16 protein-coding genes and 1 pseudogene are annotated in these 14,862 nt (G+C 71.0%); 1 reads left to right on the forward strand and 16 read right to left on the reverse strand.

The features are described 5' to 3' along the window. Positions 1–430 precede the first annotated feature (430 nt). The 16 genes and pseudogenes from ACZ42X_RS02420 to ACZ42X_RS02495 all read right to left on the reverse strand — a co-directional run bounded on the left by ACZ42X_RS02420 (position 431) and on the right by ACZ42X_RS02495 (position 14,052). Complete coding sequence (locus tag ACZ42X_RS02420; RefSeq protein WP_468283425.1) at positions 431–1,144, reverse strand: DciA family protein; 714 nt, start codon at positions 1,142–1,144, stop codon at positions 431–433. A gap of 507 nt (positions 1,145–1,651) precedes the next feature. Further along, positions 1,652–2,155 (reverse strand): hypothetical protein, encoded by a 504-nt coding sequence (locus ACZ42X_RS02425; RefSeq protein WP_468283427.1) that lies wholly within the window; start codon positions 2,153–2,155, stop codon positions 1,652–1,654. Between the two features lie 52 nt (positions 2,156–2,207). Next, positions 2,208–3,002 carry an IS21-like element helper ATPase IstB gene (gene istB / locus ACZ42X_RS02430; protein ID WP_468283429.1) on the reverse strand — a complete coding sequence of 265 codons (795 nt, stop codon included), beginning with the start codon at positions 3,000–3,002 and terminating at the stop codon, positions 2,208–2,210. Continuing rightward, positions 2,999–4,645 carry an IS21 family transposase gene (gene istA / locus ACZ42X_RS02435; RefSeq protein ID WP_468284100.1) on the reverse strand — a complete coding sequence of 549 codons (1,647 nt, stop codon included), beginning with the start codon at positions 4,643–4,645 and terminating at the stop codon, positions 2,999–3,001. Before istA ends, istB begins: the two co-directional genes overlap by 4 nt. 83 nt (positions 4,646–4,728) lie before the next feature. Then, entirely contained in the window at positions 4,729–5,088 is a 360-nt protein-coding gene (locus tag ACZ42X_RS02440) for a hypothetical protein (protein WP_468283431.1), read from the reverse strand. Positions 5,089–5,526: 438 nt separating this feature from the next. Then, the gene (locus ACZ42X_RS02445; protein WP_468283433.1) at positions 5,527–6,138 is read right to left on the reverse strand and encodes a hypothetical protein; all 612 of its coding nucleotides are present in this window, start codon (positions 6,136–6,138) and stop codon (positions 5,527–5,529) included. Between the two features lie 156 nt (positions 6,139–6,294). Then, positions 6,295–6,852 (reverse strand): telomere-protecting terminal protein Tpg, encoded by a 558-nt coding sequence (tpg, locus tag ACZ42X_RS02450; protein ID WP_468283435.1) that lies wholly within the window; start codon positions 6,850–6,852, stop codon positions 6,295–6,297. A gap of 3 nt (positions 6,853–6,855) precedes the next feature. Continuing rightward, positions 6,856–6,978: a hypothetical protein gene (locus tag ACZ42X_RS02455; RefSeq protein ID WP_468283437.1), complete on the reverse strand. Its 123-nt coding sequence runs from the start codon at positions 6,976–6,978 to the stop codon at positions 6,856–6,858. 345 nt (positions 6,979–7,323) lie between these two features. Continuing rightward, positions 7,324–7,671 (reverse strand): annotated as a pseudogene (locus ACZ42X_RS02460) (hypothetical protein); the annotation flags it as partial. Between the two features lie 8 nt (positions 7,672–7,679). Continuing rightward, complete coding sequence (locus ACZ42X_RS02465; RefSeq protein WP_468283439.1) at positions 7,680–8,723, reverse strand: hypothetical protein; 1,044 nt, start codon at positions 8,721–8,723, stop codon at positions 7,680–7,682. Between the two features lie 307 nt (positions 8,724–9,030). Continuing rightward, positions 9,031–9,615: a GAF domain-containing protein gene (locus ACZ42X_RS02470; RefSeq protein ID WP_355355015.1), complete on the reverse strand. Its 585-nt coding sequence runs from the start codon at positions 9,613–9,615 to the stop codon at positions 9,031–9,033. Then, positions 9,612–10,241, reverse strand: a complete 630-nt coding sequence (locus tag ACZ42X_RS02475; RefSeq protein WP_361415293.1) for a GTP-binding protein — start codon at positions 10,239–10,241, stop codon at positions 9,612–9,614. The genes ACZ42X_RS02470 and ACZ42X_RS02475 overlap by 4 nt, the downstream gene beginning before the upstream one ends. Continuing rightward, the gene (locus ACZ42X_RS02480) at positions 10,219–10,617 is read right to left on the reverse strand and encodes a DUF742 domain-containing protein (protein ID WP_361415295.1); all 399 of its coding nucleotides are present in this window, start codon (positions 10,615–10,617) and stop codon (positions 10,219–10,221) included. Before ACZ42X_RS02480 ends, ACZ42X_RS02475 begins: the two co-directional genes overlap by 23 nt. A gap of 3 nt (positions 10,618–10,620) precedes the next feature. Next, positions 10,621–11,055 (reverse strand): roadblock/LC7 domain-containing protein, encoded by a 435-nt coding sequence (locus ACZ42X_RS02485; RefSeq protein WP_468283442.1) that lies wholly within the window; start codon positions 11,053–11,055, stop codon positions 10,621–10,623. 7 nt (positions 11,056–11,062) lie between these two features. Further along, positions 11,063–12,757: a sensor histidine kinase gene (locus tag ACZ42X_RS02490; RefSeq protein ID WP_468283444.1), complete on the reverse strand. Its 1,695-nt coding sequence runs from the start codon at positions 12,755–12,757 to the stop codon at positions 11,063–11,065. A 353-nt stretch (positions 12,758–13,110) separates the two neighbouring features. Continuing rightward, on the reverse strand, positions 13,111–14,052 hold the full coding sequence (locus tag ACZ42X_RS02495) for an oxidoreductase (RefSeq protein ID WP_468283446.1): 942 nt from the start codon (positions 14,050–14,052) through the stop codon (positions 13,111–13,113). 104 nt (positions 14,053–14,156) lie between these two features. Between ACZ42X_RS02495 and ACZ42X_RS02500 the strand changes: the two genes are divergently transcribed. Next, positions 14,157–14,771: an acyl-CoA-like ligand-binding transcription factor gene (locus ACZ42X_RS02500; protein ID WP_468284102.1), complete on the forward strand. Its 615-nt coding sequence runs from the start codon at positions 14,157–14,159 to the stop codon at positions 14,769–14,771. Positions 14,772–14,862 lie beyond the last annotated feature (91 nt).

Raw genomic sequence — 14,862 nt, forward strand, 5'->3', positions numbered from 1 at the left:
TATGAGTCGTCCCCGCGCCCGCGGGGCAGTCCCCCGTTAGTCGCTTTAGACTTGACGGACCCTCAGTCGTCCCCGCGCCCGCGGGGGTGGTCCCCGGGACCAGGCCCACGAAGCGATCATCCGGGCGTCGTCCCCGCACGCGCGGGAGTAGTCCTTGCAGGCCCATGCGGCGCCAGGTCTCGATGTCGTCGTCCCTGCACGCGCGAGGGTAGTCCCCGACACACTCCCTGTCGGTGCCGGCTGCGGTCGTCGCCCCCGCACGCGCGGGGGTAGTCCGATGGTGGAGCTGGTGGTCTGGGCAAGCGGCCTGTCGTCCCCGCTTGCGCGGGGTAGTCCGGAGTGTTCGTGACGCGCGGGGGTAGCCCTGACCGTGTGGCGCTCGCCGGAGCGGTGCGGAGATCGTCCCCGCACGCACGATGCAGGGCGTCGCCTACAGCTCAGACCGGCGAGACAGCAGTCTCAGCACACTGGTCTTCGGCTGGGGCACGCTCATCGCGGCCGCCTCGCTCGCCGCGGCCTCCCGCCGGCGCTGGACACGGGCCAGCTCGATCGAGGCCGACCCATCGTCCGGCACCGCATCCGGCTCCGGGAACGCCTGGCGGCTGAGCTGGCGCATCGCGCGGGTCTGCCGCTGCACAGCCTCCGCGATGGCCGGGTCGATCCGCTGCTCGGGTGCGACGACCCGGTGCGCGGCGAGCGCGGCCTGGTAGCCGGGGCACGCGATCTCCCGGCTCTTCACCGGCGTCTCGGGCGCGGTCGAGACCGCCGGGGCCTGCTCGGTCGTACGGGGCACGGGTGCGGCGCCGACCGCCAGGACCCGGATGGTGCGTACGGCGTCCGTGCTGACCGAGCTGTTCGCTACGGCGATGATCCGGGCGCTGATCAGCCGGAGCTGGGCGGCATATGCGGGCGAGTCCGGGCGCAGATCCAACTGCCCAGACTCCGCGTGGAACGCCACGGCCCCAACGTGGGCGGGCAGGTTAGGGGACACGGCAGCCGCGATGTTCGGCCACTGGTCCAGGACGCTGCCGCCTGCGGCCGGGACGTCCCAAGCCCGGTCGGCCATCAAGCCCTGGAGCACGGCGGCGAACCCGGCCAGCTCCCGGCCGTCGCGCCGGACAGATATGCCGCGAGTGCGGCGCATCGTCCGTGACGTCGGGCTCGGGGAAGGCGCGGCGGGCCAGTGTGCGCAGCGTGGCGGTCTGCAGCTCCACAGCCTGGGCAACCTTCAGCTCCCCACGGGGCGGTGGCGCCGCCGGGTAGAGCGCCTCGAGCGCGCGGCGGTGCCAGCCGACGGAGCAGGGCGCGGTGGGTGCGGACAGAGGCGAGGCCGCGTCGGCGGCCGCCGTGGCGGCGCCAGCATTCCCGGGCGCGAGCGCCAGGACGTGCAGGGTGCGTAAGCGCGCGTCGGGCACCTGCTCGTTGGTCGCCGCGATCAGCTTCGGCGCGATCCAGCGTCGTCGTACGCCCCTCGACCTCCTCGGCGGTGGTCCGATGAACAGCCCCAGCCCGCTAAATCCCCACCTCTTGGTGCTGCTGATCGCCGGCGTGGCTTCGTTCATCTTCAGGGACAGCGTTTGTCGACCAGTTTGAGCAGCGGTTAGTGATCACTGGGGCGATGAATGTTCACGAGTTTTGACGGCGCTTCGCGTCAGTGATCTCCGCCTGCCGTCGGTGTGGGGCAGTCGTGTCCGTCGCCGGGCAGGCCCATGACATTCAGCACGGGTTCCTCGCCCTCGGGGATCTCGAAGGTGAAGTTCGCTCCCGACGGAATCACCACGAGCGAGCACTGGTCGCTGAAGGTCAGCGGCGGATAGGGCTGCCAGGAACAGCTGGCCTTGTCCAAGGCGGAAATGACGTCCGCGTGCTTGAGCCCTGCCGGGAAGGAGCCGGTCCCCCCGGCAACCGATGGAGGGAGTTCGACGGTGTCACGCCAGGTCTGGAGGCAGATGAGAGAGACCTTGCGACAGCGGCAGACACTCAGCTCAAGATCTCCGTAGGCGAAGAGCCTCGGCCACTTTCTGCTCCGGCTCATCGTTCCGATGTCCCACGGCTCGCCGAGTGCCGCGGTCACATCGCTCCAGTCGGCTCCGCTGAACACCGGGCCCAGCCGGCCCGTCTTCGCCATGCTAGTCAGGACATCGAGAATCTCCACGAGGCGGAGCCTGACAGGTAACCTGACCAGCAGTCCAACGGTTTCAGGGACGTCAGCCCGCTGCGGTCTGCTCGGCTCGGGCTCGTGTGCTGGCGAGGCGGTAGGAGTCGGTGCCGGTTTCAATGATGGTGCCGTTGAAGGTGAGGCGGTCGACGATGGCCGCGCAGAGGCGGGGGTCGGTGAAGGTCTTGGTCCAGCCGCCGAAGGATTCGTTCGAGGCGATGGCGACGCTGTTCTTCTCTTCGCGTTCGGTGAGGACTTGGAAGAGGAGTTCGGCGCCGTGGCGGTCGAGTTCCATGTAGCCGAGTTCGTCGATGCAGAGGAGGTCGACGCGGCCGTAGCGGGCGATCGTCTTGTTCAGCTGCTTCTCGTCGGCGGCCTCCACCAGCTCGTTCACCAGCTTCGTGGCAAGCGTGTAGCGGACGCGGTAGCCCTTCATCGCGGCCTCGGTGCCCAGCGCGATGAGCATGTGGGACTTGCCCGTGCCGGAGTCGCCGATCAGGCAAAGCGGCTGGCTCTTCTTGATCCACTCGCAACTGGCGAGGGTATGGATAGTGGCCGGGTCGATATTCGGGTTGGCGTCAAAATCGAAGGATCGCAGGGACTTCTCCCGGGGGAACCCAGCCGCCTTGATCCGCCGCTCGGAGCGGCGCCGTGCCCGGTCATCGCACTCGGCCATCAAGAGCTCGGCAAGGAAGCCGCGGTAGGTCATCTGGTCCCTGGCGGCCGCGGCTGCGATGTCGGGGAACTCGGCCCGGATCGTCGGCAGCCGCAGGAGACGGCAGGCGGTGTCGATGGCAGCGTCGGCGGCCTGCTCGGTCATGTTCCGCTGGCGGGGCAGGGTCACTGGGCTTCTCCCTCACGGTGGGTGCTGCCACTGGTGCGGTGGCGGCGGAGCAACTGGTCATAGGGGGTCACCGAGGGCAGTGGCCTGGTGTCCGGCGGCAGGTGCGCGAGCCGCCACTCGTGCAAGGACGTGACGGTCGCCGACGGCTGGCCTGCCGGATGCGGATCGCGCGGGGTGGGGATGGCGATGATCTCGTCCTCGGTCTGGGCGGCTTTGCGGGCCTCCAGGGCAACGGCGTCCGCGGTCAGAGCGCCTGCCCTCAGGGCCGTGGCCAGGCCCGCGACCAGATGTTCGTGCGCGATATGCCGTCCCAGCAGGAGCACTTCGATCAGTGCTCGGGTGCCGTCCCTCTCGCCGTGGACCTTGCGGGCGGCGGCCCACCACGCGTCGTGAACCGGGGTGAACCTTCCCGCCGAACGAGCCTGCTCCAGGGCGGTTGCGCCGGGAAAGGCGCCCGGTTTGCGGACCAGGGCCTCCAGGTAGTGATCCAGCTCCAGACGAGTCCCGCATTTGGCGATCAGGCGTTCATGCCGGGCCACTTCCACGTTCTGGTCGTAAACCACGAGGTGAGAGGCGTGCAGCATGACCCGGACCTTCTTGCCGATCAAGCGGACGGGGACCGAGTAGCGGTTGGCGCGGACGGTGATCTGGCTGTAGCGGTCCACCCGCGGCGTGAACAGACGGCCGGTCTCGAACGGCTCGTCTGGCAGGGGCGCCAGCAGCGGCTGTTCGACGGCGAAGTACTCGTCGATCGTCCGCGGCCTCGACCCGATGCGCCGGCGTCCGTCGTGGAGGTCCCACTGGCCGACCAATTCGTTCAGCTCAGCGAGCGAGGCGACTTCCGGGACAGGTGTGAAGTGGTTGCGGCGGAAGTAGCCGATCTGCCCCTCGACCCCGCCCTTCTCGTGGGCGCCCTCAATGCCGGGCCGGCAGTAGAAGCTCTCGATGCCGAAGTGGGAGCGGAACGCGATCCAGCGGTCCGTCTCCACTCGGGCCCGGCTGAGCCCCAGGACCTGGGCGACGGCGGACTTCAGGTTGTCGTAGCGGACCTTGCTCCGCGGGACGCCGCCCAGCGTTCTGAGCGCGTGCACGTGGCCTTCAAAGAAGGCTTCCTGGCCACAGGAGGCGAAAACGCGATGCACTGCCTTGCCCGAGTAGGACAGGCGGAAGGAGAACAAGTAGCAGGTGACCAGCTCACCGGCCAGCCACACCTTGACGTCACCGAAGTCGACCTCAGCCTCCATGCCGGGCTGGTGGGACTGAGGGACGAACGCCTCCACCGGTGCCTTCCCGGAGGCCGCCAGAATCTCGGGCTTCCGGTCAGCGACGTAGCGTCGGACCATCTGGTAGGAGATGCCCTCGGCCTCGTTCTCCTCAACGAGCCGGTGGAAGATCCGCGTGACCGTGTGCCGCTGCTTGCGCGGCGCATCCAGGTCCGCCCGCAGCATCTGGTCGATTGCGAACTTGTACGGATCGAGAGCGGTAGCGCGCGGCGGAAGCTTTTTCCGGGGTTCCGGCCAGGCGGAGTTCACCGCCTTCCGCACCGTCCGGTACGTCACCCCGTACTTGCGCTCCAGGGCTCGCATCGACGTACCAGCACGGTGGTCACGCCGGATCGCCGCATACAGCTCGACCTTCGACATCTGCGGCATGACCAGCACCTTTCACCAGGAGCATCCCGATGCTGCCCTGGCAAGAACCCCAGTGCTGTCAAAACTCGTGAACATCACCCGACCGTGGATCGGGGTGCCTCCCAAACCCGTGAACAACTGCTGTCGCTACCCGTGAACAAAGCCACTTGCCGCCGTTCTGCGGTGTACAACGCCGAGACCCTCCGGTACTGGTCGGCGGTTTCCACGCTGATGCCACGGCCCCGGACGAAGTCTTCCAAGGCGTGACGGGTGTTGGTCGTGCGTCCCATCGGCACCTTCGCCAGGATGAGATCGCCCTTGGAAAGCCTTGCAGCGCACACCGCCGCCACACCGGCTACTTCGGCTTGGTCAAGCTGATCCCAGGTCACCTGTACGCCGTCGCCTGCCTGGCCAGCGTCCTGCACGGCCCGTCCGGGCTCGTCCCAGAAATTCATGCTGCTGAAGCTAGGAGGGGCCGCTGACAAACCGCGGGTCGAACCCTGGCCTTCGCTCCCCCGCACAGCCCAATTAGCGCATGGTAATTTCCCGGGAAGGAGTATTCGTAGTAGGAAAAGAACCCTTTCCTCTGAGGGCGCTCTGACGTGGTGGCACGGTATTTCTGGAGGACATCTCGCCAGGGGCGCTACCGACCCCGGACCTTAACCCGTCCGGCTGTGCTCGCTGTGTGGTGAGCTTCTCAAGAGCTCGTCTCGAAACGCCGCGTCCCCGGCAGCTGCAATGCCGGGGTGTGACTGAGCACTTGATTTGGCGAGCTGAACACCAGCCGGGCAGCTCGTACGGCAGCAAGGAATCGTTCATGCCACCGAGATTTTTGGTTGGTGAACAGAGCACGCTACGAGCGGCGCGGTGCTCCAGATCTCCGCCGCCCGGGATCAGGCAGGAGCGGCCGCCGGTCCGGTGAACGGGGGCAGCGCCTTGAAGCGGTCGTCGAGGGTGATCGTAGGAGTGAGGCGGCGGAGGGTTGCCCGGACCCGGGTCAGCGGGTGGTCCGGGAACCGGTCGTCCCACTCCTCGTCATCGGCGACGTGGTACGGCAGCCCGCCGAACTGCTCGCCGTCCCCGTACGGGTGAGGCCGGAAGTACTGATCCGGACCCACCTCAGCCATGATCATCGCCTCACGCATCCCGGTCATGCCGCTCTCGGCGGCCTGCACCTTCAGGACCGTGCTGCACCCGGCACGGGGCACCGTCCAGGTGCCGAGGAAGACCTGCCCGTGCCCGCCAGGCCGCGGCACCTTGATTAGCTGACGGACTGCCTGGACCCCGTCCACCCCGCCGATCACTGCTTCGATGAGCCCGCCCCCCGCCCGGGCCGCGATCCGCGCCAGCCCGGCCCGCAGCCATTCCGGCTCCCCCAGCGTGCCCGGCAGGTCCGGTACGAGGGGAAAGAAGTGCACGGAAAGGACGAGCCCGGCCTCGTCGGTCCACACGCCCACCTCACGCTCGGTGAAGCCCGTCAGGTCCAGCCCAGTGATCGGAGTCATGGTGATCATCATGCTGGATGGGGCGCGGGGCGGTCCACGGAATCCGGCGGCGTCAGTGGTCTGATGAGGCATCCTCAAAGCCGCCAACTCATACGCTCACTCGCCAAGTGAAGCGCTGAGTCACACGGGGCGCGGCGCTCGTACAAGGAACCTGGCCTACAGCTCGATGTCGAGCCGCTCCACATCGGTGAACTCCACCCCGAGGCCGTGGGCCCGGGTGTTGTTGGCGCGGAAGTACATCTGGGCGAGGCCCTCAGCCGCGATCTGCTGGAGCTGCTGCTCGGTGGCGCCCTGCTTCCGGGCGGTGAACAGGCGGTCCGCGAACACGGGCGGCAGGGCCTGGGTGATGTCGCGAATCCGGGCGTCGTCGGTCGTGCCTGGTGCGGCGGTGAACCCGAACCTCGCGCGGGTGGAGAGGACCAGGCCGCCGGTGGAGGCCGCCTTCTTCTTCACCTTCGCCCGCACCTGCGGCTGCCACCGCTTCTTGACCCCGCGCTCCAGGCGGCCGCGGAGCTCCTGGCGGGGGCGCTTGAGCTTGCCCGCGACGTACCGCTCCACGGTGCGCTGGGAGATCCCGAGCGCCTGGGCGGCGGCCTTGGTGCCCTTGAGCTGCTTGACCAGGTACTTCATCTGCGCCTGGGCGCTCTGCGGGGGGCGGCGCGTGAACGCCGACTCCAGCGCGCGGTCCAGGCTGTCCCCGATCGAGTCGGCCATGGGTTACTCCCCTTCTCCGGCGCTCTGGTCGGTCTTGATCAGGTTGGCGATGTTGAAGACGCTGCCGCGCTCCTCGAACAGCGATTCCACCCACAGGACGGTCTGGGTGCCCTGGTGCTTGACCATCCCGGGCGAGACCCCGAGCTGCTTCGGTCGGCCGTAGTGCTCATCCAGCAGCGCTTGCCGGATGGCGGCTACGGCAACTGCTCGCGGTTCTCCCCGCACGCGCGGGGGTGGTGCTTCGAAGGCCTTTCCGTGAGATGGATGCTTCGGCTTAAGCCGTGGTCCGCAGCGCAGGCGACGGCCCAACCAGCGGTGTTTCGGTCTCCCACGCCGCTCGCCCGGCACGGGCTCGTTGCAGGGCGGCAGCCTTGGTCGCTGCGGTGTGGCGGCGGAGTTGGGTGTGGGCCTGCTCGATCGGGGCCGGCGCGTCGTGCGGGACGACGTTGGGCTCGCGGAATGCGCGGCGGCTCAGTTCCCGCATTGCGGCGGTCTGTCGTTCCACCGCTCGCGCGATCGCCGGGTCCGCGTCTGGCCCGGTCGCACGGCTTGGCGGTGCGCTTCCAGGGCGCGGAGGTAGCCCTCGGGCGGGGTCCGCCGCTGTACCGGCGGGCAGGTCGCGGTCGGCTGCGGGTCCGGGTTAACGGCCGTGGTTGCGGGGCCATCCTTCGCCGGAGTGGGCGGCAAGACGTGCAGGGCGCGGATGTACGCGTTCGGCACCCGCTCGTTGGCCGCCGCGATCAACTTGGGCGCGCTCCAGCGGAGCTTCGTGCCGTACGCGGGAGCGTCGGGGACGACAGCCAGACGGCCAGTGTCCGCGTCGAACGCTACAGCTTGGACGTGTCCGGCGAGCTCCGGTGCGGCCGCGGCGACGACATCGCCGAACTGATCGAGGAGCTGCCGCCAACAGCCAGGGCGACCATGCCGCGCTCGGTCATCATCATGTTGATCGCCGCTCCGAGCCCGAGCGGCTCACGGCCGTCACGGCGTACGACCGTGCTGGTGCGCCGCTTCGGCTTCTCCTTGCGGGCGGCGCCGTTCTTCCTCGCCGCCTCCCGGGCTGCGACCAGGGCCTGGCGCGCGAGGTCGACACCGGAAAGCTCTCCGCCGCTCATGCCTGTCCCCACGAGGAGTAGCCGAGGCCGAGGTGGCCGAGGCCCGCGAGGCGCTGGACCTGGTCCACGAACCTGGTGGTCACGGGCGGCGCGGGCGCGCCAGTCGATGACCTGCTCACGGGTCAGGTCCTCGAGGACGAGCTCCTGCCCCTGGTCGACGTCGTCGACGACCGGAACCGGCGCGGCGGCGGGGCGGGGCGCGGGCACGACGACCGGCGCCACGGGCCCAGCTGGGACGGAGACCTGCGCGGCCGCAGCTTCGGCACAGGCCTGAGCTGCGGCGGCCTTCCGGGCGCGGACCTGCTCCCACTCGTACGCCTTCGCCCACGCCCTGGCCGTAACGTCCTGGTGCAGCTGCTGTTCGACGGCCGCACGGCGCTCGTTCTCGGAGGCACCGGGCATCGCGGCGTCGACGGCGGTCGCGACCGCACGGCGCTGGGCACGGCGGTCTACCTGCCGGTCCTCGCAGCGCGGACGGTCCCGGCCGGAGTCGAGCAGAGCACCCTCGTCGCACCGGGGCTCCGCGCACCAACCGGCGCTGCGGCAGGCCCGGCCGATCAGCCGGCCCACCGGGGCCTTGATCTGCCCGGCCAGCCGCATCCGGGTGGCCAGACGGCGGGCGAGCCGGTCGGCGATGACCTGCGGGCCGTCAGCACGACCGGCGAAACCGATCACGCGGGCCGGCTCGTTGCGGGCGACGGCCTCCACCAGTCGGCGGGCGGCCGGACGCTCCAGCCGGGCCCAGACCAGGTCCACCGGCCCCAGGACGGTCCGCAGATGCGCTGGCGGCAGAGGAGCCCTCCCCCGCTGCTGCCTGCCCACGCCCCCGCCGCCGGCCACCGGCCACGGCCGCCGTTCACGCCTTCAACGACCGGGGAATCCTTCGGCTGTTCCCGGCGGAGCGGGCCGCCGCCCTCGCGCGCACGCGCGGTCCCGGCAGACCGTGGTTCCCACCACGGCCTTCGCCAGAACCGGAAAAGCCACCAGAGAGCCAGAGAGAACCACCCGCACCAACGTGCCGTGCGGGGACATCACGGCCGGTGCGCCACGGAGTGGGCGCGGCTCACAGGCCGCCGTCCTCGCGGCGGTGGATCTGCTCCACCAGCTCCGCCGCGAGCGACTTGATCGTCTCCAGGCCCGCCCGGCCCCAGGGCCGGGGTTCGGTGTCGACCACGCAGATCGTGCCGAGGGCCGTGCCCGTACGGTCGATGAGGGGCGCGCCGAGGTAGGAGCGGATGCCGATCTCGTCGACGACCGGGTTGCCCGCGAACCGCGGGTAGTCGCAGACGTCCTCCAGGACCAGCGCCTTGCGGCGGACGACCACGTGCGGGCAGTAGCCGTGGTCGCGTGCCATGAAGCGGCTGACGCCGCCCGTGGCCGCGGCGGTGGCGGCGGCCGTGGACTTGAGGTCCTGGCGCGCGTGCGTGCCGTCCGGGGTGTGCAGGCCGGCGAAGAACTGCCGGTTCTCGTCGATGAAGTTGACCATCGAGTACGGCGCGCCCGTCACCTGCGCCAGCCTGGCGGCGAACGCGTCGAGGGCGGGGTCGGGCTGCTCCCCCAGGCCGAGTTCGCGCAGCCGCCGTACGCGCAGGGGTGCCTCGCGGTCGACGGGGGTCAGCAGCAGGTGACGGGTCGGGTCATAGGTCATGACGGTGCTCCGTAGCTCGGCGCCGGGGCCGGGGCGGGGTTGGTCGCCAGCAGGTGCTGGACGAGGGTGACCAGGGTCTGGATCCCGGAGCTCGCGATCCGGGCGTCGCACAGCACGACCGGCACCTCCGGCTTGAGGTCGATGGCGGCGCGGATCTCCTCGGGTGCGTACCGGAAGGAGCCGTCGAACTCGTTGACGGCCACGACGAAGCGGATACCGCGCCGCTCGAAGAAGTCGACGGCCGAGAAGGAGGCCTGGAGGCGGCGGGTGTCGGCGAGTACGACCGCCCCGAGGGCACCCTCGGAGAGCTCGTCCCACATGAACCAGAACCGCTCCTGGCCGGGTGTGCCGAAGAGGTACAGCACGTGCCGCCGGTCGAGGGTGAGGCGGCCGAAGTCCATGGCGACCGTGGTGGTGGTCTTGGACTCCACGCCGTCGAGGTCGTCGGTGCCGATGCTCACCTGGGTGAGCAGCTCCTCCGTGCTCAGCGGCTCGATCTCGCTGACCGCGCCCACGAAGGTCGTCTTGCCGACCCCGAAGCCGCCTGCGATCAGGATCTTCACGGCGGTGGGGAAGACGTCGTCGTCGAAACCGTCTCGAGCCTCAGAGCCGTCGTCGTAGGCCATGGAGCACTGCCTCCAGCAAGGAACGGTCGGTGGGGTTGTCGTGCGCGCGGGGCGCCCGAGCGGTCAGCGCCCCGCAGTCGACGAGATCGGAGAGCAGCACCTTGGTGACCACCGCGGGCAGCCGCAGGTGCGCCGCGATCTCGGCCACCGAGGTCGGCCCGTGGCACAGCCCGAGGACCTGGTTGTGCTCCGGGCCGAGCGGGGCCTGCGGCACCGCCCCGGTGGCCATCACGAGGGAGAGCAGGTCCAGCGCGGCCGTCGGCCGGGTGCGGCCGCCGCTCACCGTGTACGGGCGGATGAGCCGGCCGGCCGCGTCGTCGAGCCAGGGCCCGTCCTGCCACTGCCCTGTGCGTTGCCGTGGTCGGGAGGACTGCATGGCTCAGCGTCCCGTGGCGCCCGGTGCCGCCGCCGCTTGTCTGGCCGGGGTGACGAGGTACGGCCGTACGCTCTTGACCAGCATCGCCATCTCGTAGCCGAGGACGGCGGCGTCGGTCTCGCGCCCGGCCAGCACGGCCAGACAGGTGCCGGATCCGGCGGTGGAGACGAACAGCAGGGTGTCGTCGAGCTCGACGACGACCTGCCGGACCTCACCGCTGTCGCCGAAGCGGCTGCCGGCGCTGCGGCCCAGCGAGTACAGGCCGGAGGCCAGGGCCGCCATGTGGTCGGCGCTGTCGGCGTCGAGGCCGTGCACGGATTTCACCAGGCCGTCGGAGGAGAGGAGAACCGCGCTGCGGGTATGGGGGACCCGCTGGATCAGACCGGTGAGCAGCCAGTCGAGATCCGAGGAATGGCCGGTCGGCACATCACTCGCCATGGTGCATCTACTCCTTGTGAGCTTCGTCGTGTCGTACGGAATCGGGCGCGGGGGCGGGGGCCGGGTCGGTGTCGGAGTCGGCGTGCGCGAGCTCCGCCAGGCCGATGCCGCGCCGGAAGGCCGCCATCAGGCCCGGGTCGTGCAGGACCTCGTCGTCGTGGCGGCGGGCCACGGGCGCGTCGCGCAGCTGCGGCACCAGGTGCTCCTGCGCGCGCCGCTTGGGGAGGCGCGGCCGGTCGCCGTGCTCCTCCTGTACGGGCAGGGGCACGGGGTCCGCCGGTACGTACGGCGCCGGCTGCTGCGGCGGTAGGGCGGGCGGCGCGGGCCGCGGGTGTACGGGTTCGGGGCGCGCGGTCTCCGGCGGCGCGGGGGGCGCCGGAGCGCCGCCCGTCGCCGGTACCTCCGCTGCTGCGGCTCCCGTGGCCGAGACGGCCTGGGGGGTCGCGGGGGTCTGGGAGGCCGCGGCGGAATCGGCACCGAGGAGTCCCTGCGGCAGGACGAGGACGGCCTGGACGCCGCCGTAGATGTTGGTCTGGAGGCGGACCGCGATGCCGTGCCGCCGGGCGAGCGCCGCGACGACGTACAGGCCGATCCGCCCGTCCTGGAGGAGATGGGCGACGTTGACCTGGTCGGGGTCGTTGAGCAGCGCGTTCATCTTGTGCTGCTCGTCGGCCGACATGCCGAGCCCGCGGTCCTCGACCTCGACGGCGAGCCCGGCCGTGACGTACTGGGCGCGCAGCAGCACGGTGGTGTGCGGCGAGGAGAACAGGGTGGCGTTCTCGACGAGTTCGGCGAGGAGGTGGATGACGTCGGCGACGGCGTGCCCGCGCAGGGTGCCCTCGATCGGCGGCACCAGCTTGACCCTCGGGTACTGCTCGACCTCCGCGATGGAGGAGCGCAGCACCTCGGTCATCGTGACCGGGTTGGACCACTGGCGGCGCGAGATGGCGCCGCCGAGGACGGCGAGGTTCTCGGCGTGCCGGCGGACGCGGGTGGCCAGGTGGTCGACGTGGAAGAGGCCCTTGAGCAGCTCCGGGTCCTCGACCTGGTTCTCCAGCTCGTCGAGGAGCTGGATCTCGCGGTGGACGAGGGACTGGAGCCGTCGGGCGAGGTTGACGAAGACCTCGACCTTCTGTTCGTTGCCGACGCTGCTGGAGAGCTGGGACGCCTGTACGACGGCGGTGACCGCCGCCTCGTGGGCGCGGGTCAGCTCGGTCGCGAGCACGTCGAACTCGTCCGCGCCCGGGCCGGGCAGCGGTGTGCCCGGCAGCGGGGGCGGCCGCTCGCCGCGGCGCAGTTGGGCGACCAGGGCTTGGAGGTCGCTCTGACTGCGGGCGGCGGTGCGGCGCAGGACGGCGCACCGGTCCAGTACGGAGGTGGCCACGCGGTCGGCGCTCAGGGCGGCCGCGGCGATGGCCGCGACGGCGAGCGCCGCGCAGGCGGTCAGCGTGGCCCACAGGGCGGGGGACGGACTGGCGCCGGTGGAACGGATGGTGAGGAGCACCGCGGCGACGCCGCCGAGGGCGACGACGACCGCGGGCGCCACGGCGGCGCCCAGGAGTCGGGAGCGTATGCGGGCTTCGGGAGACGGGCCGGGCGGGTTCGGCCTCCCGTGGTGCGGCAGGGGACGGGCGCCGGACCGGCCGTGCCGCCCGCCTTCACGGCGGTCCGGCCGCGCGGCGGGTGCGCGAAGTTGAGACATCAGCGTCCTTGGTACGTGGGGCCCCGGGAATCGGCGTGGAGGTACGGACGTGCGTGTGTGGAGTGCTGTGGTGGTGCGGATGCTGCGGATGCTGCGGGTGTTCGACCGTGGCGCTTCGGAGAACGCCTCAGGCGTCCGATGAGCCCACCGTTGATCACCGGCCACACACGGTAGTCGGCATACATTCACGTCCGATGGGCAGTTGACAAACTTGCCCGCCAAGCGTCCCGCTCTGGTATGAGGCCTCGTACTCCAGCCCGAAAACGCGGAGTTGACGAAAGCCGCGGGGCCCCGGTGCGATCCGGCGGCCCCGCGGCTCGTACGGACGCGGTCCGATGCGGCCTGACGCGACCTCAGGAGGCCGGGGTCGGGAAGGTGAACCGTACGTCGGTCAGCCGTTCCGACACCTCCCACAGGCGGCGGCCGGCCTCCGCGTCGGCGGCCGCCGGGGACAGCGCCACCCGCGTGGGGGCGCCGCGCAACTCGCCCCGGCCGTCCGGGCCGAAGAGCTCGCCGCCCTCCGCGCCCGGATCGGTCGCCGCGTACAGCTGCGGCAGCGCGCCCTGGGCCGGGGCCTGGGCGAGCGGGAGGAGGAGGCGGCCGAAGAGCACCTTCACCAGACCGACCGGCCCGCTGGTCTGGAGGTTGGTGGCGGTGTAGCCGGGGTGGGCGAGCATGCTGCGCACCGGGCTGCCGGCCCGGGTGAGCCGTCGGTGGAGCTCCCGTCCGAAGACGGCGTTGGCGAACTTCGCCTGGTTGTAGAAGCCCATGGACGCGTACGCGCGCTCGCCGGTGAGGTCGTCCCAGTGCAGCCGCCCCTTGCGGTGGTTGAGGGACGTGACCGTGACGACGCGGGGGTCGCGCCCGGCGCTCAGCAGGTCGAGCAGGAGGCCGGTGAGGGCGAAGTGGCCGAGGTGGTTGACGGCGAACTGCAGCTCGTGACCCTGCGGGCTCAGGTACCTCGGAGGCGCCATCACGCCGGCGTTGTTCACGAGCACGTCCAGTCGCGGGAGGTCGGCGCGCAGCCGGTCGGCGAAGGCCCGTACCGAGTCCAGGTCGGCCAGGTCGAGGGGGCGCACCTCCAGGCGGGCGGCCGGCAGCCCGGCCGTGATCTCCGCGGCCGCGCGGCGCCCTTTGGCCTCGTCGCGCACCGCGAGGATCACGTGCGCGTCCCGGCGGGCGAGCGCCCGGGTGGTGGCGAGCCCGAGGCCGCTGTTGGCTCCGGTGACGACGACCACGCGGCCGGTCTGGTCGGGTATCCGCTCGGCGGTCCAGCGCTGCATCTGCTCTGTCATGCGACACACGCTGCCTGTGATGGCACCAAGTGTCAAGACGTCACCTAGTGACACGTACGGCATGGCGCTACGATGGCCGGGTGAGTTCCCGTCCAGAAGTGACCATGGCCGAGCGCAAGCGGCAGCTCGTCGCCAACGAATTGACCGAAGCGGCGCTGCAGTTGTTGGCGCTGAAGGGGTTCGACGCGGTCACCATCGACGAGATCGCGACCGCCGCCGGGGTGTCCAAGCGCACCTTCTTCCGGTACTTCGCGTCCAAGGAGGACGTGGTCGTCCAGTTCCTGGCCGACATGGGCGCCGGCATACGGACGGAGCTGGCGGGCCGCGCTGACGGCGAGCCGCCGTCGGTGGCGCTGCGGCACGCGGTCTGGGTGCCCATGGCCGCCTGTGGCGACCGCTCCGACCACGCGGAGAGGGCGCTGCGCGTGGTCCAGCTGATCCTGCGCACGCCCGCTCTGCTCGCGCGCTTCCTGGAACGCCAGGCGCAGTGGCGCGACGACCTGGCGGCGGAGCTGGCGCACCGCCTGCGGCTCGACCCCGCGGCCGATCTGTACCCGCGGCTGGCCGCGGGGATGGCGCTGGCCGCCTACGACGCCGTACTGCGGCGGTGGAGCGACAGCGACGGCGCCGACGACCCGGCCGCGCTCCTGGACCGGGCCTTCGCCGTCATCGCCCCGGCGCTGGACGCCGAGGGGCCACGCGCCGCCGGGGGCGCGTGAGGCCGTACGCGCGCGGTCGGCGGGAGAGCGGGCGGGCGGCGGAACACTCCCCGGCGGGCTCGAGCACCTCGCCGCATGCGGAAGCCGGCCG

It is taken from the genome of Streptomyces sp. NPDC030862 (assembly GCF_055571835.1).